The following is a 19,372-nucleotide window of genomic DNA, read 5'->3' as shown; positions in this document are numbered from 1 at the left end:
GTGAAAAATATGACAAATGTTTCCCTGGGTATTTCAACAGTTCGTCCTCAATATTTAACATCTTGTTTTCCTAATAGAATTTCAGCTTTAAAAATAGGTTTTGATAGAAAAGGCGGAGGGTTATCATTTCTAGGTAAACAAAATTCCCGTGTCTATTCGTCATCAGCAAGTACCCTTCTTTTAAAGCAGAAAAAATTTACGTATGCGAAATTCACGACAAACAAGAATTCTCGCTGGACGCTGCATATACGTTCTTTATGCCACATGCCAAATGATCATGGAAAGCTTCATAGTGATCTAGCATTACCAGTGTTTTTTTTGGCTTGCATGGGATCAAATTTTTTATCAAACAACACTGTAGATTCTGAGAATCAGCTGACCTCTCTTTCAGCAAACGAAACTGTAGATTCTGAGAATCAGCTTACCTATGAGCAGTTGCAACAGTTAGCTGTTGTTTTTAATTTACCTCTACTACAGGATCATGAGACGTCGGAAAAACTTCGTCGCTTGAGGAACCAATGTTTTGTAGCAGCTTATGAAGCTTGTAATAAAGGAGAATGGGATAAGATCAAACCGATTGCTAAACAGCTTTCTTTGTTAATAGATTCTTGTGGCGATACACTACTTATGCATGCAATTGGATGCCATAATGAAGAAATTGTGAAAAATTTGATAGAATTAAAAATCGGTCTCAAAAAAAAGGATTATAATGCAAATACCCCTCTTCACTTAGCAGCTATGGAGGGCAATGCGGTTATCTTTTCCCTACTTTATGGCTGTTTTACTCCTGAAGAAAAAAATTCTTTAGGGGAGACTCCGCTCCACATAGCAATCCAATCGGATCAAAAAGAAATTTTGCAAATTTTAATGAAAAAAGGGGCTAACCTTCAATTACCTCTCGAGTATAAATCTCATTCTCTTAGTCCACTTGAATTATGTGTTCGCCACAGCGCCAAAGGATGTTTTGATTTATTGTTGACCGAGGAGGGAATAAAATCGAAATTTGAAGAAGAAGGAAATCTTCTTCACTTAGCGGTTTGGTCAAGTAATAGTGGAATGCTTTCTCATCTTTTAAAGGATTATAGAACTAAAACCCTGATTGAGGAAAAAGACGCGAAAGGAAGAACATCTCTAAGTCTGGCTGCTTATTTGGGAGACGAGGCTGCAATTAAAATTCTCTACGAGGCTGGGGCGGAACTCGATACACGAGATCTAGAATCAAATACACCTTTACATTGGTGTGTGAAGGGAAAGAAAGAAGGGTCATTTGAATTTTTATTAAAATTAGGATGCCAAGATGTCGAAAACAACTCGGGACAAAATGCTTTACAACTCGCTATTGATCTCAATAATAAGGAAATAGAAAATTTTATTCAAAAAAATGTTGTAGGCGAATCATGGGATCCTAAAACGCAGCCTCCGAAAAATCTTGTCATTAAAGGAGGAGGACCTAAGGGAATTGCTTATATTGCGGTTTTAAAAAAATTGGAAGAACACGAAGCTTTAAAAAATCTAGAAAGGATTGCTGGAACCTCTTCCGGAGCAATTTTTGCATCATTAATTTCTGTAGGCTATACAAGTTCTGAAATAAGGGATATTTTAGATGAAATCGACTTAAATAAGATTCTTGACTATCCCGACGATTTAAGACTCGATATTGAAAAATTAAAAAAAGTGCTTTTAGATGCTAAAGAAGAAGTAGGACTTATTCAAAAAAAAGGAGTGTCTAATAGCAAATTCAAGATTGCCTTCAATCTCATTTTTAACTGGGTGGATTGGTGGGGGATTCCGTGTGATCAAAAAAAGATTTTAAAGGAAAGATACGCATCCGGAGGCCTTTGTAAGGGAGAGTATTTGCGTGAATTAATAGAAAAAAAACTTACTGAAAAAGTTGAAAAACATCAAGGAACGAAAATAAACCATCTCACCTTTGGAGAACTCCGCGAATTAATTAAAACAGAAAAAAATTCCCCTTTTAAACATCTTTACATTGTTGCAGCTAAGCTTGGTCCACAACATGGGGTGAGGATATTTAGTTCGGAAGACCCTAATTGTGATGACATTATCATTTCCGATGCTGTGCGAGCCTCTATGTCCATCCCTATAGTTTTTTCACCTCACACGCTTTGCAAAAAAGTAAATGGAATGCGGATTCAGGATGAAAGTCTCGGAACTTATGTGGATGGGGGAATTTTGATGAACTACCCCATTGGGATATTTGATAAGAAAAAATATAAAAGGGATCTCGTCTCTGAGGAAAATGAAAATGATCACTGGCTAAATCCGTTTACATGGGGATTAAACCTCTACTCGCCTAAAGAAGAAGATACGGAAGAAAAAGAACCTTCGACTGTTAACGAGATTATTATAGAATTGATTAATGTGTATACTTCAGCGGAAAATATTCTTAGAAATAAAGGAAAACAAGATCTGCGAAACATTAATATCGATAATCGAGGCGTTGGATTATTGGATTTTGATCTACCACCGCACAAAAAAGCAGAGCTTTTGGAATCAGGAGAAATTGCCGCACGTCAGTTTTTAGCAAACTCTAAAACAAACCAAATTGGAATAAGCCCTCTTCATTATAATCCTATTGAGCTAATGGAAAAAAAACGCAAGGGCTTTTTCAATTTGATAGAACCTCATCCTTCGTTTATTGATCGCCCTAAAATTATGCAAAAGTTGGAAAGCCTTCTCCAGCCGAATAAATGCGGACAACAAATTCTTTATGGGCATGGAGGGGTCGGTAAATCAGAAATTGCGATTGCTTACGCCTACCTTCATCTTGAAGATTATTCCTTAATCTGGTGGATCGATGAAGCAACACGGGAAACACAAAACCTGGGATACCGAGAGTTAGCCGGGGTCTTAAAAATTCCATTTAATAAACCGATAGAAGAGATTTCACTTGACGAAGTAAAAGGAAAAATCAAGCTGCATCTTGAGAAACATAACTTTGGTAAACCCTGGTTACTCATCTTAGATAACACAAAAGAATTGCCTCAGCAACTGCCTAGCAAAGGTGGATCTATGTTAATCATTACTCGCCCAGAACATAACCCTTCTAAAAAGGGATTACTAATAGGCCATTTTGATAAAGAAGAGGCATTGAATCTTCTCCAAAAAGTTATAGATGAGAAAAGGTCGCCAAAGATGGAAGAGCTAGCGAGAGAACTCGACTATTCTCCCTTAGTATTAAATTGTGCAGCTCACTATATCGCTTCAAGGGCAGGACTCGATATAGCAGATTATGTGAAAAGATATAAAACAAAAAAACAAATTCAGGAGCAATCCCCTCTAGATATGAGTGATCCTGATAAGCGTCATGTAAGTTTAGCAGCGACATATTCAATTACTTTAGAAGATTTGCGACAAGAAGAACCTTACGCCGTTGATTGTCTTCAGGCTTGTGCTTATTTGAGTCCAGACAATATTCCTGTAGATTTTCTCGATGCTTTATTGAAAGAAAAGAAAAAAAGCATCAGGGATAGAGAAAGGTATGTTTACAACATTTTAAAATCTTTAAATATTTACGAATTGACCCGTTTCAATCAGGAAACTTTTTCCTTACATAAATTATGGCAAGAGGTTCTGCAAAAGATGCAAACTCAACCTTTTCCTAGAAAAATTCCTAGAAAAATACTTACAGCTTTAAACTCCTATCGTCATGTAAAAGATTATAATCCTGCACATCGAGAAACAGTTGAACCTTTTAAAAAAATGTTACCTCACTGTCTGTCTGTTTTAGATTTCGATGCTTTTCTTACAGATGATCCTAAGGCTGCCATGCAGTTACTTTTGACTGTTGTGCGCTATTTCCTAGATACGGTTAGAAATCCTGATGAAGCTGAGGTCTATCTTAACAAAGCGGTGAATCTTGCAGATGTGCATTTGCTGCATAGGGCAATTCGAGGCAGGTTGGATTTTTATAGGGGCGTACTATCAATAAAGCGCGCGCATTTAGCCCAAACTGTAGAAGATAGTCAGGTTTTCTATACCGAAGCTTTAAAACATTTTAAAAATGCAGAAACTCACTATGAAAACGATCAAGTCCCTACACATTATGAGCAACTTGAACAAAATAAAGATAGATGTAGTTCCACGTATCAAATCGGTATTTCGAAATTTTATCAAGCCCAAAATTTAATTCGCCTTGGCAAATTAGGTGAGGCGAATGATCTACTCGACGAAGCAAATGCAAAATTTATAGATGTTGCAAAGGATGTGGGTGAAAAAGAGCATTTTGATTCATCACGTGTGTTGAGAGAAAAGGGGATCATTTTATGGAAGCAAGGAGATAAAGTATCAGCAAGAGAGCAATTGATAGAGGCAATTAAGATGAAAAAAAGAGTTTGTGGAAATCGTTTTAACCATCAACCGTCCGCTGCGGCAACATATGAAATACTTGGGGATATATGTCTGGATCAAAATGATCGCGATGCAGCTATTGAAGCGTATCGAGAAGCAATAAATATAAACGAAAATTTGTATGGAACTGAGTTCTACATAAAAGCTCTGCGCAAAAAAATTAATTCGATTATCCAAGAAAAAAACTGCATCTATGATGATTCTACGAATTCAACAGAAAATACGAAGGTGACACCATAATAAAACTATTGACAATTTTTAATCTTAGAAGAAAATAGGCATGCAAGCAGATAAGTTCCTTGGAATCTGGAAATCAGCTTTCTACAAAATTACCTTGTATGCCTCCTGCCTTAGAAAATCTAACAGCTCAAGCCAACCAAAAAGTTTTAATGATTGGTCCTAATAGCGATCAGATTATCTGTGGAGTTATGGGGAATGTTAAAATGGTCAAGGTTTTAATTTCCTATAATAAACTAGATCTCTGTGTAAAAGTTTTAAATAGATTTACATCTTTATATCAAACTGTAATCGATGGTTATGTACCTATCGTAGAACATCTTTTAAATCATCAAAGTTAGTGTAATCTTTCGGATCCTCAAGCTCCCAATTTTTAGAAAATCTTGCAAAAGTAACTAAAAGAAGAAATAAAAAAGATGTTCAAAGATTATCGTTCCTAAAATTTTCAACAAAATAGGAACAAATTCAGTACCTCTAGTTAACCTAAAGTACTGATTTAGTAATACAAGAAACAATAGTCTTAAACATAGAGTGATGTTAAAGGGTTTAACTTATAAAAATTTCATTGATTTTTACAAAAATGTTTCTCTCGCATTATTTTGAATATTAACACAACTTGAAAGTGTTTAAAAAATCGTTAATAAAGAGGGGGTTAAATTAAAAATTATATTTTTTGTTATGAGTATGCTAAAAATGAATAATCGATCGCTTCAGATAAGGAAGTAAATTTTTTTAAATTTTCGCTAATCGTTCTTTTTAAATTAGCCCAGAATAATTCTATTGGATTTAAGTCGGGTGAATAGGGCATCAAGAAAAGCACTTGATACCCAGCGGATTGAATTAAATCTTTTGTTTTTTGAGATTGATGAAATGTTGCATTGTCCAAAATCCCAGCTTGGCTAGGTCTTAATTCTGGAATTAAAAATTGTTCTAGCCATAGATTAAACAAATCCGTATTGAATGTCCCTTGGGAATAAAACGGAACCATGGTATCAGAACCAACTTTTACAGCAAGAAATCTTTCTCTTTGATAACGCTTTCTTGATGCTGCACTGAGTATAGGTTTCCCTGAAAGGGAGCTAGCCAAAGGTCTATTAAACGTATAGTTTGATTCTATTTCCATCCACATAAAAACGATTTTTTAGTAGCCTATTTTCTATTTTTTAGAAAAAACAAGAAATTTAGTTTCAAAAGATGTATCAAAAGTTCAGGGGATTCAAGCTGCACATCTGATAAAATAGCACCCGTCTTGACAGAATATCGTGTATACTAGCGTCTAAAACGGCTTGTTTGTCAATTGGCAACCTTTAGATTTAAGTGATAAGGATCATGGTTTGAGAAAAGAGTGACAAGTATTGATATATTGATAAAAAATCTTTTAATGAAAAAGGAATTTTAAACCAGTAGAAAATAATCATAAAGTATGACTGAATATTGATCGTAAAACTTTTTTAGAAGATTTTATTAAAAAAATGGAAAGCTGGAAATATGTTAATAAATTAATTTGAAGTGTTTCATTCGCACATTTCAAGGTTTTCTATTTGAAGATCATTTTATATGTTAACTTAGTTAGAAATAAACGCAACGGGACAACTTCCAAGCCCTTTTTTATATTTTTAACAAAATTTTTTTGTTAATGAAAATCAAAAATTTACCTATATTTTATATTTTAGTAAAAAAATTTTATATCATTCATAATTAAATAGCATGATTCTAAATGATATTTTTGTCGAAAATAAAATAGAAGGAAAAGAAGACTTTTAAAGTTTTAGCAATAATTAAGTTACATTTGTCAAAATAGTCCCTAGTGATTAAATTAAATCAAAGCACGTTCAAATAGAAACTCAGGAAAAATATGGCATTAATTAGAACAAAAATTGTTTGTACAATAGGACCTGCTTGCAATTCCTTAGAGAAAATTATTGAGTTAATAAACGTAGGAATGAACGTTGCAAGGTTGAATTTTAGTCATGGAACTCAAGAAGAACATTTAAGGACAATTAATCTTTTAAAAGAAGCGAGATGTCAACTTAACTTACCTTTAGCCATCATGTTAGATACAAAAGGGCCAGAAATACGGCTAGGAAAAATTCGAGATGGACAAATTTTTTTAACGGTAGGTCAAAAATGGCGGTTAGTGAAAAAGGAGGTTTTAGGAGATGAAAGTCAGGTTTCTATTTTTCCTCTCAATATTTTAGATCAACTTCCTGTTGGGACAACAATTTTATTTGATGATGGGTATATTGCCTCACGCGTGATTGAAAATTCATCCGAAGGTGTGCTTGTTGAAATTAATAACAGCGGGATGATTCGTTCAAGTAAAGGAGTTAATATTCCCAATACAAGCCTAAATTTGCCTGCTGTCACCGAAAAAGACATTGACGATATTCGTTTTGGATGTAGCCAGGATATTGACTTGATTGCTGCTTCCTTTGTTCGTTCTGCAGAACATGTCTTGGAGATTAAGCGTTTATTAGCTGATGAAAAAAAAACTGATATTCTAGTTATTGCAAAAATTGAAAATAGTGAAGGGGTGCAAAATTTTGATAGCATTGTCCAAGCAGCAGACGGAATCATGATAGCAAGAGGAGATTTAGGGGTTGAAGTTCCTTTAAGCCATGTTCCTAGATTGCAGAAAATGATGATCCGTAAAAGTTATTTGGCAGGCAAGCCAGTTGTGACAGCAACGCAGATGTTAGAATCAATGATCAATAATCCTAGACCAACTCGTGCAGAAACATCTGATGTAGCAAATGCGATTTATGATAGTACATCTGCTATCATGCTTTCAGGAGAAACAGCAATTGGTCGTTATCCTGTTGAGACGGTTAATGTGATGCGAAGTATCGTAGAAGAGGCTGAAGCTGATTTCAACTACAGTACTTTTTTTGATCAACATGCCCCTTTAGTTTATCATGATGTTCCCTCTGCTGTGACTTTAGCTACTGTAAAAACAGCTTACAGTTCTAGCGCTAAAGCTATTTTTGCTTTTACTAAAGCAGGAACAACGGCACGACTTTTATCAAGACTTAGGCCTAAAATGCCTATTATTGCGATGACAGCAAAAGAAAAAATTTTTCATCAGTTGGCATTTAATTGGGGAGTTATTCCTTTTTTAAGTGAACCTTGTAACTCTTTAGATAAAAGTTTAAAAAAAATCAGTGATTTCGCCCTTGGAAGTCAACACGTCAGCTATGGAGATTTGGTTGTGATTACTGCAGGAACTCCTTTTGGATTTTCAGGAACGACCAATATGATGATCGTTGAAAATATTGGAGATGTTTTGGTAAGAGGGCACTCTGGATATGGTATACGTGTGCATGGGAACGTAGTAATAGTTCTTGCTCCTCAGTCTAAAGCTCCTTATGCGGTCAAAGATCAGGTACTTGTGATTGCCAAATGCGATGAGAGTTATTTATCTTTAATGAAGGAAGCTTCTGCTATTATTTTACAGAACCATATCAATGATTTTGCGTCTGAAAAATACGCGAAGAAGATTGCTCTGAGTTTAGGTAAGCCTATTCTTCTTCGAGCTGATGCGGCATGTCAAATTTTAAAAGAAGGACAGCTTGTTACTCTCGATCCTGAAAAAGCCCTTGTTTACAAAGGAGTTGTTTTGGACCAATTGTTGGCGAGTGGAGAATTTTCATGAGTGCTGTCCAAGCATTCCCTTTTCATCTATTTTCTTATATTTCGCCATTTTACTATCAAAATTATGTTGTAAACAGCAACCAACAAACTTTTGTTTTTCATCGAAAATTTATTCCTATTATACAAAAATTTTTAGAATTTGGAACTTATAATGATATACATCGAACAGGCATTGGCTTATCTCATTCAGTCTCTTTGCAAACAGATTTAAATAATGTCCTGCAGTTTTATGCTTTAGGGCATTTGCCTCAATCAATTTTGGAAGATTTAAAAACACGTCAAAAAAAACAAATTCGCCAACTTGAAGAAATATCGCAGCATTATGCTCTTAATTTATTGAGCTCCATCCTTTCTGTTAGCCAGATAGATCCAAATTTGGAGTCAGAAAACTCTTTAGCATTTTTTGATCAACTTGAATTATGTGCGCTAAGAAATAATCCTGAGAAATTTATTAAATTATTAAGCGAAAAGTCGTTAGATTTGCAGCATGAAAGCTTGCTTGATCAAATTTATCAAATGTTGAAATTTTTTGATAAAGATGCTTTTGTTAAAGTGGTTACTGCTTTCAAAAAAGAGCTCTTTGTCTGCGATTATCAAAGAGCTTTAAGCATTTATTTGGAAGCTAATCCAGATCAATTGGACGAATTAATTTATGCTGTGCAAGAATCGGAATTTAAAATTGAATTGATAAGTTTAATTGACGATCTTGTTGTTCGGTTAATGTTTTTTGAACAATTTCCATTAAAACTTTCTTCAAAGTTAGTTCAACAAAAACTTATCAAACCACTTTTCGAAGAAGAAACATACGAAAAAATATATCCCTATGCTCATCAATACCAATCAGCTATTTTAGAAAGTTTTGCAGCAAGGGTATCGCCTAGTCCAAAACTATTTTTAAAAAAACATTTAGAATCTATTTTCCAAGATTTTGCAAGTCAACCAACACCTTTTCATTTAGATCATTGTACAGAAAGAATTATACAGGCTTTTCAAAAAGAATTAAAGAAAGAGAATACGCAAGAATTCACAGTTTATGCTGTCCAACAAGTGACGCAATTATCTATGGAATTTTTTATCGATCTGTATTCCAAGACTTTTTTGCCAATTACTATTCGACAACGTAGATTGTTTCATCCGGTATTTATGCAAGACTTGGAGAAAATAAAAGATTTTATTTTCCCTATTAAATCCATTCTCGAAAAAGTCTTTGAGAAGGACCTTCTTGAATTAAAGCTGCCTGAAGCACAGAAATTTTTATTAGATGAACAGTACATTGAGAAAAAAGTTATTTCTATCGCGTGTCGTTTGTTTCAAAAGCAATTTTCTCTTAAAGAAGAATTCCTCCTTCAATATATCAGTAAAAAATTACAACCCTTTTTCTTTAAACCTTTTGATTTAATTTTTTTACAGCCAGACTTTTTTTTAGATGATTTAAAAAAGAGTTTAAAATGCGCTGATTTAAATCCGAGCTTAAGTAAGAGCGATCAGGTTTTTCTGATTTGTGCCTATATTCGAAAACGAAGAGAAATAAATGATTATCGAAAATATTCGATAAGTTTTTTGGAATTAGAATTTGAAATTAGTCAATTGATGCCCACACTTAAACCCTCGAAGATTTTTAAACTAAAAAATTTATATCGAAAGCAAAATAGTTCTAGAAGTTTTGTGGAAAAAATTTTTAAAAAGAATCAAACTAAAATTTTAAATGTAATAGATGAAAAACATTTAATTGACGAACTCGTACGGCTTAGTTTCGATCATTTTTCATTTAACTTAGACATTTTAAACGAAAGCTTTTTTTCAGATATTGAACGAATATTAAATATTAAATTTAGGAAAGGATGGACTCAAGAATTAGCTTTTCACGCCATGATGTTAGTTAGGACTTATATATTAAATTTTTATAGGTTAAAGATTGTTAACTATTTAAGTAAATACTGTTTGCTCTCTGAACAAGAGCAGTATTGCCTCTATCCCGGATTTTTCTCTGATTACGAATTTATGGAATACATTCAAAGTCAAGTGTATCTTTTGCAAAAAAAAATTTTAAAATCACCCCAAATATCAAATTTACTCAAAAATTATGAAAAACAATTTTTAAATACTTCTACAATGTCATGGTTGATCGAAGCTTCTGATAAAAATTTTCAACAAAAATTTTGCAAAGAGCATTTTTTTCTTGAGCAAATTAGCAATTATTTTACTAAATCGTTTGCTTCAGATCTAACATGGGTTCGACTAAATAGTCATCAAGCGTTAGCTGAAGATTTACCTACGAATAAGGAATTTTTAAGGGCTAGATCATTACAAATACCTTTAACAAATGATTTAAACGAACAACCATTAACTCATAGTTCCCGAAAATTTACGACTTTGACAGATTCTTCGACATTTTTAATCAGCCTAGAAGAAAAAATGATTGAAAGTAGCTCAGAAAATGTTTTAGCAGGAGAAGATCTTTTATTTATTCTTCGAATGTGGATTCGAAAAACTGTCGAGGATAAAAATGCGAATTTAGATAAACCTATTAATCCCTATAATACAAGTAAAGAAGCTGTGGATATGCAAATTATTGAAGAGATTCAAAAAGATCTCGAAAAAATTTTTAAACCAATGCTATCTAAATATTATTCACGATTACCAAATAAATATAGATATGTCTATGGTGGAGCTTTGCTCAAAAGAGAAATCATTATCCAAGCTAATCATGCAAAAAAAAGAAAAGAACTATTAGGTTTACTTAAACGGAATGAATTTCCATTGTTGAATAATACTCAAAGCAGCAATTGAAGCTGTATCAGTGCGCAGAATGTTAGTATGTAACCTGACTCCTTGCACACCCATTTTTTTTAACTGCTGCCGTTCTGCATCACTCCAACCACTTTCAGGGCCTGTAAAAAAAATAATAGGATAAGAGGACCCTTCATTTGCAGCAGCAAGAAAGGGGGCATGAGGATCTAAATCGCCAAAAAAAGCCTGTGAAAAAATACTATCCCATTGATTTAAAGCCGGCTTAAAAAGAATTTTAGGAAGAGTTAAACGACCACATTGTTTCATAGCGGCGATGATTAGAGATTGGGCGCGTTCTTGTTGGTGAGGATAAATTTCTTTTTGGGAACTTAGTTGACCAGGAAAAAGCCAAAACTCATCGACGCCTAGCTCTGTTCCTTTCTCCAAAATAAAGGCTAAGCGATCAGGTTTGACATAAGCTTGAGCTAATATTAAGCGTGAAGAATCCATTCGTTCAGTTTTTATGTGATCTATTAGTAAGACTGCTTGGCCTTTATGGATGTCTAAAACAGTAGCCTGGGCTAAAATGCTTTTACCATTCACGAGTTCAACACGCTCACCTTTTTTTGCCCTCATCACGTGCGCAAGATGGTGAAATTCATTATCTTTTAATAGCACATGTTGATGCAAAGATATTTCCTCAGAGGTAAAAAAACGCTCAGCTGGCATTAGTTGGAACTCCTTGAGATAAGGCCGGAATCTTAATTCGAATTTCTTGATCTTTCAAAGAGCTTTCTAATTCCAATTTTTGATTCGAATTTAAATAAAGAGTTAAACGTTGCATGTAATTGCGGAATCTTTGCCTGAAATATTTTTCCCTTTCTTGAACTTTCGATTGAGAATACCCATTATTTGATTTGGTATTGCTAAGTAAAAAAGCTGCGTAAGTATCCTCTAAGTGAGAGTCATCAATAAAGCCAATTCCCCATTCGAGTTTACGACGCTCTGTTTTTGGGGCTGTTACAATTTCAATTTCTAAATTATCTTTGACAATTTCAACAAAAAGTTTACTGACATTACTGGCGAGTAAGGGGAGCTTTAAAATAGGAATATGGTTCTTCATATGAACATAATCATTAATTGCTAAAGCATAAGTATTAGGATTGATTTCATCGCTATACTTAAGAGGATAATATACGTGTAAGGGAAGGTCATTTTTCAAAGGAATTAACTGCTGTTTCAAAAAGCTTAAATGAAGAAATTTTGATTCAGGGTCATTTAAAGCAACAGGGCCTCTTGCTAAAAAAGGAATAGATACTTTTTTCCAAGCATCTGGAATGTAAAAGTTAATTTCATCGTCGTATGGACTTGTCGATTGTAAAGCATCTAATTGCTCTTTTGAAATTTCATTGAAATCAAAAGTAAGCTCAAGCCCTTGATTTTTCAGATTAAGGACTTGATCTTGAGGACCGCTGACAGTTTGCATTAAAACGATAGGCCAACTATCTAAAAACTCGTATCCTTTTGGAACTTCACCAATTGGTCGATGGATGGTAATTAGAATAGTTGCTGCAGATAAAATCGTCGTTCCTCGAACAAGGACAGCTCCATCATGCAAAGGTGTTGTGGTAATAAAAATAGATTCTAATAACTCAGGGGAGAATTGCGCATTAATTAATACTGCTTTGATGGCTAAGTCTTCTAAAGAATCTTGATTTTCAAGAACGACAAGGGCTCCTATACGCCTTTCTGATAAGCGGTAGATAGATTGAGAGATGCTTTCAAGAAATTTATCGAACTCTGTCACTTCGCGATATTTTTTAGTTTTTAAACTGAGTTTAGATAAAGAAAGTCGAATTTCTGGCTGAAAGATAATTAATAAAGCTAATACAGCGACGTTGACGACATAAAACATTAGTTTTTCTAAGACAGGCAAATTTAGCCATTTAGAAAGAGCAAAGAAAGCTAAAAAAGCTAAACTCCCATAAAGCACATCCATAGCACGCGTATTCCAAAAAAAAGACAAAAGATAGTAGACGAACAAAGCTATGATCAATATCTCTATTCCTGGAATGAACAGCTGAAAAATCCACATACACTATGCCAAAACTTGCTTTAGGTTGAAAAAAATTGTTGCATCACTTTTAAAATGTCTTTATGAGCTGCCACATCGTGGACACGCAAAATATCTACTTTAGCAAGAATCGCTAAAGTATTGGCCGCTAATGTTGAAGGAAGTAGTTCTGGATAAGTTTTATGAATGATTTTTCCTAAAAAAGATTTTCTGGAAAGGCCTATTAGAAGAGGAAATCCCAATTCTTTAATTTTGTGTAAATTTTGTACAATTTTCACATTATCGGCAACCGTTTTTCCAAAACCAATCCCAGGATCTAAAATAATTTGCTTTTCTTGTACTCCTTCGGATAGTAATAAGTCTATTTGCTTAGAAAACCATTCTATTAAAAAAGGAATCACTCCCGATGGATAAATAGGATTATTTTGCATCGTTGTTGGAGTTTCATGCATATGCATGACACAAATAGAAGATCGAGTTTCAACAGCTAACTTTCTCATAAAGGGGTCTCGAAAACCAGATACATCATTGATTAAGCTTGCCCCTGCTTTTAAAGCCTCTTCAGCAACTTTTACTTTCATTGTGTCAATTGAAATAGGAATCGAAAGTTCGGCTTTTAAATGCTGAAGAACCGGAATGACGCGATTTAACTCTTCTTTTTCAGAAACTGGTTTTGCACCAGGTTTTGTGGATTCTCCCCCAATATCTAAAATATCGGCTCCTTCAAGGAAAATTTGTTTACCCCTTTCAATTGCTAATTGGGGATCAAACCATCGTCCTTGATCAAAAAAAGAGTCGGGGGTAACGTTAAGTATTCCCATTAACTTTGTGTGCATCTTGATACCAATTATTGGATTGAATTTGCATTTTTCTCCTTGAAATTCAACATTTTTGTTGGCATCTTACAAGGATCGGTTTTTGGAAATAGTAATTTTTATTTCCCTAAATTTCAGAATATAGACTTTCAAAGAGAAAAATTCAAATTCAGTGACACAAAAATTGAACGTTTATATTTTTAGATTTCTTAAACAGACACTAATGAGGTTTAAGTGTGGATGTTTTGATATTAGCTAGAATTCAATTTGCTTTGACAATCATGTTTCATTATATTTATCCCGTTTTGAGCATTGGCCTTGGATTGATTATGGTCATTGTTGAAGGATTGTATATAAAGACTAAAAATCCTATTTATTTGCGCATGGCACAATTTTGGACAAAAGTTTTTGCGCTCACCTTTGCGATAGGCGTGGCGACAGGAATTGTCATGGAATTCGAATTTGGGACAAATTGGGCAACGTATTCTCGTTATGTGGGAGATGTCTTTGGAAGCGCTCTTGCAGCGGAAGGTGTTTTTGCTTTTTTTCTTGAATCTGGATTTCTAGCGGTTGTCATTTTTGGTTGGAATCGAGTCAGTCCTAAGTTTCATTTTTTTGCAACGACAATGGTTTGTTTGGGGGCCCATTTTAGTGCTATATGGATTGTAATTGCAAATTCTTGGATGCAGACACCGGCAGGCTTTAAAATTGCCGGAGAAGGAATGAATGCGCGAGCAGAAATCACTGAATTTTGGGAAATGGTTTTTAATCCCTCTTCAATGATACGACTTGGCCACGTCATTTTAGGATGTTGGTTAGCAGGAGCTTTTTTAGTCATTAGTATTTCGGCTTATTATTTGCTTAAAAAGAAGCATCAAATTTTTGCGCGAAAATCAATCATTATTGGTTTATGGGTTGCTTTCATCACATCTATTCTGCAAGCTTATTCAGGGGATAGTAGTGGTAAAGTCGTTGCTAAATATCAACCAACTAAATTAGCAGCGATGGAAGCTCTTTATCAAACGGAATCAGGTGTCCCTTTAACATTATTTGGTGTTGTAAACACTGAGGAAAAGAAAATTGATTATGCTATTCAAATCCCAAAATTGCTCAGTTTTTTGTCATTTGGAGATTTTAATGCTGAAATGAAAGGATTAGATCAGGTTAATCCTGAGGACTGGCCCAATGTGCCAGTTATATTTAATGTTTATCGATTAATGATTGCTATGTGGGCACTGATGTTCTCACTATCAATAGCTGGATTATACTTATGGTATAAAAAAACGTTAGAAAATCATCGCGGTATTTTATGGCTGATGGTTTTTTCAGCTATTTATGCACAAGTGGCTAATCAAGCAGGTTGGTATAGTGCAGAAACAGGGCGTTATCCTTGGCTTGTCTATGGCTTGTTACGCATTTCTGAAGGGCTTTCTAAGAGTGTTAAAGCTAATCAAGTTTTGGGCTCAATTATCATGTTTATGTGTGTTTACCTCTTATTGTTTATTCTATTTGTGTATATGCTCAACGAAAAAGTTAAACATGGTCCGGAAGAGGAAATAGAAGATGATTCTTCTACTCCTTATCATGGACTTCATCATTTGGTAGAGGAAAATCATCATGATACCCGTCTCTAATTTAGAATTTGGTTGGTTTACAATTTTTGTCATCCTGCTTACAGGCTATGCTATTTTAGATGGATTTGACTTAGGAGTCGGAATGCTCCATTTGTTTGCAAAAAAAGATATTGAAAGACGGGTCATGTTAAATTCGATTGGGCCAGTTTGGGATGGCAACGAAGTGTGGTTAGTGACAGCTGGGGGAGCTTTATTTGCTGGATTTCCGGATATTTATGCAACGATGCTTTCAGCTTTTTATGTTCCTGTCATGGCTTTACTTAGTGCTTTAATTTTTCGCGCTGTGGCTATCGAATTTCGAAGTAAGAAACAGATGGCTTGGTGGCGCTGGACTTGGGATATTGCCTTTTCCTTGGGAAGTTTGATGATAGCTTTCATTTTGGGGCTTGTGATGGGAAATCTTATTAGGGGAATGCAGTTAGATGGTTATAAAGAATTCATTGGTCAATTAGAGGATCTTTTACAACCCTATGCCCTTTTAGTTGGAGGAATGACAGTTTTTCTCTTTCTTATGCACGGTTCAATTTACATTTTGATGAAAACAGAAGGGGAATTTCATGATCGGATGAGGATGAAAGCGGTTTCCTGTATTATCTTTTTTATTATTACTTACGCTATTACCACGATGGCAACTTTAATTTATATGCCTCATATGATTGAAGCTTTTCGCCATAATCCTTTTTTCTTTATAATTGCTCTTATCAATTTATTAGCCATTGCTAATATTCCTCGAGAAATTTACTTTGGAAAAGATTCAAGAGCTTTTATCTGTTCTTGCCTTAATATCATTTGCTTGCTTGCTCTGTATGCAATAGGAACTTATCCTAATGTCATTCGCTCTATTGATCAGCCAGACGTTCTTAGTTTAACTATTTATAATTCTGCCTCCTCAGTTAAAACATTGGAAATTTTATTTTTAATTGCTTTAATTGGAGTCCCTCTTGTTATTGCTTATACAACAGCCATTTATTATATATTTAGAGGGAAAGTTAAAATCGATCCTCACAGCTATTAAGCACACATTTTAAAATATATTTTTGATGTAAAGGCGTTTTTTAAGAAATACAAGTAAATCTTTTGTTACTTTATGGAAAAAAATAAAATAAGAAAACATTTAAAATATGTTGAATTTATTTTTACATTGTTGAAGTATTAAACTGTTACCAAATTGAAAGTTAATCACTTGAAGTTTTGTAAAAAAAAATTGGATAAATGGAAAAGGTATAAAATTTTATTCAAAAAATATTAATGGTAAAGAATTTTTTTTGCCATGCGTTAACATTGTGTATTTCATAAGGAGGTTTCCTATGATAAATTTATTTCCAGTTATGGAACATCCCACATTTGTAGAATATGACTTTGAAAGTAAATACAGTAACAAAATACCACGTTTAGCACAAAGAGCAATTGTAGCTGCAGGATTTGGTTTTTTTTATGGAAAAATGTTTGAAGTAAGTCGTCACCAGACAGCTAAAGTTTTTGCAATAACTGAATTAGCGCGCAACATTCTTCGTTTGTTAATTATTAAAGGCGGAGATAGTTCAGTAGAGCAACAAAAACTTGCTAGTGGACTTTTCTTTGTTGATACCGTATGCAATGCGGTTTTAGCCGGTACGATGTATAAATTAAATTTGATAGCTGTGCCAGGTTTATTAGCATTTTCTGTATTTTACGCTCTATATTTTACAGAAAGATTTATAAATGTGCAGCAAATAGCTAGTGAAGATTATGAAGGAGTAGTAACTACGGAAAGAGTAGTAACTATGCAAGGAATACCTAGTCCCGAAGGAAGAGTTAGTCTCGAACAAGGACAACCATCTAGTCTCGAACCAGCACAACCACCTAGTTCCGAACAAACTTGAGAATATATTCAATTTTCAAATGATCTTTGCAAATTCAGCATCGACCATTAGTTGGCTCGATGCTGAGTTAATTCGAGTTTGAATTCTCAATTGATTAATGAATATCTTGAGGAATGTGTAATTCTTCGTTTACCGTTTGTTGAGCAGCTTCTTTTTTAAACTTTTCTTTTGTTTCTTCTATAAAAAGTTGGAGTTTTTGTTTCTCTGCATCCATTTGTTCGAAGATGGCCTGGACTTGATTCATGACTTGATGACAATTTTCTCTTTCAATATTCACTTCTTTTTTTATATCTTCTAAAGCTTGCAAAATTTGTTTTTTAAATGCCTCATTTTCTTGATTATGGAATTGATGATGATATTCGCTTGCATATGTCTCAAAAAATTGTTGGTTTTTAATCACAAGGCCGGCTGCCAAAGAAAAAATAAGAAGCAATAAAGCGACAGAAAAACCAATCCATTTTTTGATGACTAAAAAGATGGTAATAAAGAAAATTAATACAGCAATTAAAAGAGCTAAACGAGGTTCAGATTGTAAAAATATGATTGTTAAAAACATAAAAAAGGTACCTTTATCATTTAAAAGTGGTTAATGCCAAATAAGTTTTTGTCATTTGTTTTAAGTCATACAAACATTTTAATTCAAAGCATGTAGCAGATTTTGAATAGTTGATAAATCTAAAATTTGAGTTATTCAAAAAAAGTGACTATTATTTGAAAAATTTAGGAATAGTCATCTTTATTTTTTTAAATTATCAAATTGATAAATTAATATGAATTCATGCTTTTTTCATTAAGTTCTATCGAGTCCAAGTGTTCTATCATACCTAAGGCTTGCCTAACTTGGCTCATAATAAAAAATGAACCACAAATAAGTAATAGTTGGCCGCTGGACTCTGCTTGCTTTATTGCTATTTTTACTCCTTCTTGAATATTTATATGAGAATAAATGACTGTAGACGCAATTCCTGTATTCATAAGGCCTTGCTTTAACAGATCAAATGAAATCCCTCTGCCATTAGGAGCTTCGACAAGATGAAAAGCACTTCCATGGCGACTTAAAATTTTCAAACAACCCTCTAAATCTTTACCTTTTGATAATCCAAATAAAATTCTCAAAGGTTGATTTGGAAAGTGAGTTTGAGTTTTTGCAAACAGTGAAGTAAGGCCGCTTGGATTATGTGCGACGTCCAAAATTACCGAATTATTTATAATTTCGAAACGGCAGGGTTGTTTAGCTTCTAACCCTTTAAAGATAGCCTCTTGAGGGATATCCCAGTTTTCACTTAAAACTTCTAGGGATTTTTTGGCAATTGCATTGTTTTCTTGATCGAAAAGTAGAAATTGATTTTTTATAGTATGGCAGAAGCTATTTTTTTGATAAGCTAGCTTTTCAATAAATAGGTAAGGTGTTTGTGGGCCAATAATGACAGGAGTGTGCGATTTAATGATACCAGCTTTTTCTTTAGCAATTGCTTCAAGGGTATCACCTAAAATATCTGTATGGTCTAGACTAATAGAAGTAATGATTGAAAGAACGGGAGAGACAATGTTTGTTGCATCTAAACGCCCACCTAAACCCGCCTCTAAAACGGCAAAATCAACTTTTTCTCGAGAAAAATAGACAAGTGCTAAAAAAGTAGTCAGTTCAAAAAAAGTCGCAGGAATAGAATATTGAGCAGTCAAATTAAAAAGTTGGGAGAGAATTTTTTCAACATCTGCCTCAGAAATCATTATTCCATTAACGCGAATTCGCTCACGAAAGGAGGAAATGTGAGGGGACGTATAGACTCCGACGCGATAGCCAGCATATTCAAGTGCTGATGCGATTTTTGCAACCACCGATCCTTTGCCATTTGTTCCTGCCACGTGAATAGATGAAAAAGAATGGTCAGGAAACTTAAGGATTGTTTGCAATTTTTCACAATTTGATAAACCTAATTTTATTCCTCCATGAAGATTAAGCGCGAACAGACGTTGAATCAATTCTGAATAAGGCAT

General features: G+C 34.1%; 13 protein-coding genes. 7 read left to right on the top strand and 6 right to left on the bottom strand.

Translation table 11 applies throughout. The features are described 5' to 3' along the window. Positions 1–9: 9 nt before the first annotated feature. Both PC_RS07845 and PC_RS07840 read left to right on the top strand, forming a co-directional pair. Entirely contained in the window at positions 10–4,611 is a 4,602-nt protein-coding gene (locus PC_RS07845; RefSeq protein ID WP_011176185.1) for a patatin-like phospholipase family protein, read from the top strand. 59 nt (positions 4,612–4,670) lie between these two features. Beyond that, positions 4,671–4,949 (top strand): hypothetical protein, encoded by a 279-nt coding sequence (locus PC_RS07840; RefSeq protein WP_011176184.1) that lies wholly within the window; start codon positions 4,671–4,673, stop codon positions 4,947–4,949. A gap of 335 nt (positions 4,950–5,284) precedes the next feature. On the opposite strand, the gene PC_RS07835 is transcribed toward PC_RS07840, so the two are convergent. Continuing rightward, a complete protein-coding gene (locus PC_RS07835; RefSeq protein WP_011176183.1) occupies positions 5,285–5,737 on the bottom strand; it encodes a transposase in 453 nt (150 codons plus the stop codon). Positions 5,738–6,463: 726 nt separating this feature from the next. Between PC_RS07835 and pyk the strand changes: the two genes are divergently transcribed. Both pyk and PC_RS07825 read left to right on the top strand, forming a co-directional pair. Further along, on the top strand, positions 6,464–8,260 hold the full coding sequence (gene pyk / locus PC_RS07830) for a pyruvate kinase (RefSeq protein ID WP_011176182.1): 1,797 nt from the start codon (positions 6,464–6,466) through the stop codon (positions 8,258–8,260). Beyond that, positions 8,257–11,049: a hypothetical protein gene (locus tag PC_RS07825; RefSeq protein WP_011176181.1), complete on the top strand. Its 2,793-nt coding sequence runs from the start codon at positions 8,257–8,259 to the stop codon at positions 11,047–11,049. The genes pyk and PC_RS07825 overlap by 4 nt, the downstream gene beginning before the upstream one ends. Here the strand turns inward: PC_RS07825 and PC_RS07820 are convergent. The 3 genes from PC_RS07820 to folP are packed head-to-tail and all read right to left on the bottom strand — an operon-like array spanning position 10,996 to position 13,899. Then, on the bottom strand, positions 10,996–11,718 hold the full coding sequence (locus PC_RS07820; protein ID WP_011176180.1) for an RsmE family RNA methyltransferase: 723 nt from the start codon (positions 11,716–11,718) through the stop codon (positions 10,996–10,998). The two genes, PC_RS07825 and PC_RS07820, sit on opposite strands and share 54 nt — an antisense overlap. Continuing rightward, entirely contained in the window at positions 11,708–13,084 is a 1,377-nt protein-coding gene (locus tag PC_RS10670; RefSeq protein WP_079890442.1) for a diadenylate cyclase, read from the bottom strand. The genes PC_RS07820 and PC_RS10670 overlap by 11 nt, the downstream gene beginning before the upstream one ends. 20 nt (positions 13,085–13,104) lie before the next feature. Beyond that, positions 13,105–13,899 (bottom strand): dihydropteroate synthase, encoded by a 795-nt coding sequence (gene folP / locus PC_RS07805; protein ID WP_044045203.1) that lies wholly within the window; start codon positions 13,897–13,899, stop codon positions 13,105–13,107. A gap of 215 nt (positions 13,900–14,114) precedes the next feature. On the opposite strand from folP, the gene PC_RS07800 reads away from it, so the two are divergent. From PC_RS07800 to PC_RS07790, 3 genes are all read left to right on the top strand, one after another. Continuing rightward, complete coding sequence (locus PC_RS07800; RefSeq protein WP_011176176.1) at positions 14,115–15,512, top strand: cytochrome ubiquinol oxidase subunit I; 1,398 nt, start codon at positions 14,115–14,117, stop codon at positions 15,510–15,512. Next, on the top strand, positions 15,496–16,527 hold the full coding sequence (cydB, locus tag PC_RS07795; RefSeq protein WP_044045202.1) for a cytochrome d ubiquinol oxidase subunit II: 1,032 nt from the start codon (positions 15,496–15,498) through the stop codon (positions 16,525–16,527). Before PC_RS07800 ends, cydB begins: the two co-directional genes overlap by 17 nt. 292 nt (positions 16,528–16,819) lie before the next feature. Beyond that, positions 16,820–17,374, top strand: coding sequence for a hypothetical protein (locus tag PC_RS07790; protein ID WP_044045201.1), 555 nt, complete (start codon positions 16,820–16,822; stop codon positions 17,372–17,374). A gap of 94 nt (positions 17,375–17,468) precedes the next feature. Here PC_RS07790 and PC_RS07785 read toward each other — a convergent pair whose 3' ends face one another. After that, a complete protein-coding gene (locus PC_RS07785; RefSeq protein ID WP_011176173.1) occupies positions 17,469–17,930 on the bottom strand; it encodes an FxsA family protein in 462 nt (153 codons plus the stop codon). 209 nt (positions 17,931–18,139) lie between these two features. Beyond that, entirely contained in the window at positions 18,140–19,372 is a 1,233-nt protein-coding gene (locus PC_RS07780; RefSeq protein WP_011176172.1) for a bifunctional folylpolyglutamate synthase/dihydrofolate synthase, read from the bottom strand.

Origin of the sequence: Candidatus Protochlamydia amoebophila UWE25 (assembly GCF_000011565.2) — a bacterium.
Taxonomy (GTDB): Bacteria; Chlamydiota; Chlamydiia; order Chlamydiales; family Parachlamydiaceae; genus Protochlamydia; species Protochlamydia amoebophila.
The sequence above is the reverse complement of the archived record's forward strand: the minus strand, read 5'-3'. Positions and strand labels throughout refer to the sequence as shown.

Excerpts from the sequence above, each read along its gene's own strand:
- PC_RS07845 (WP_011176185.1), top strand. The coding sequence starts at position 10 with ATGACAAATGTTTCCCTGGGTATTTCAACAGTTCGTCCTCAATATTTA.
- PC_RS07835 (WP_011176183.1), bottom strand. The coding sequence starts at position 5,737 with ATGTGGATGGAAATAGAATCAAACTATACGTTTAATAGACCTTTGGCT.
- pyk (WP_011176182.1), top strand. The coding sequence starts at position 6,464 with ATGGCATTAATTAGAACAAAAATTGTTTGTACAATAGGACCTGCTTGC.
- PC_RS07825 (WP_011176181.1), top strand. The coding sequence starts at position 8,257 with ATGAGTGCTGTCCAAGCATTCCCTTTTCATCTATTTTCTTATATTTCG.
- PC_RS07820 (WP_011176180.1), bottom strand. The coding sequence starts at position 11,718 with ATGCCAGCTGAGCGTTTTTTTACCTCTGAGGAAATATCTTTGCATCAA.
- PC_RS10670 (WP_079890442.1), bottom strand. The coding sequence starts at position 13,084 with ATGTGGATTTTTCAGCTGTTCATTCCAGGAATAGAGATATTGATCATA.
- folP (WP_044045203.1), bottom strand. The coding sequence starts at position 13,899 with ATGCACACAAAGTTAATGGGAATACTTAACGTTACCCCCGACTCTTTT.
- cydB (WP_044045202.1), top strand. The coding sequence starts at position 15,496 with ATGATACCCGTCTCTAATTTAGAATTTGGTTGGTTTACAATTTTTGTC.
- PC_RS07790 (WP_044045201.1), top strand. The coding sequence starts at position 16,820 with ATGATAAATTTATTTCCAGTTATGGAACATCCCACATTTGTAGAATAT.
- PC_RS07785 (WP_011176173.1), bottom strand. The coding sequence starts at position 17,930 with ATGTTTTTAACAATCATATTTTTACAATCTGAACCTCGTTTAGCTCTT.
- PC_RS07780 (WP_011176172.1), bottom strand. The coding sequence starts at position 19,372 with ATGCCTTATTCAGAATTGATTCAACGTCTGTTCGCGCTTAATCTTCAT.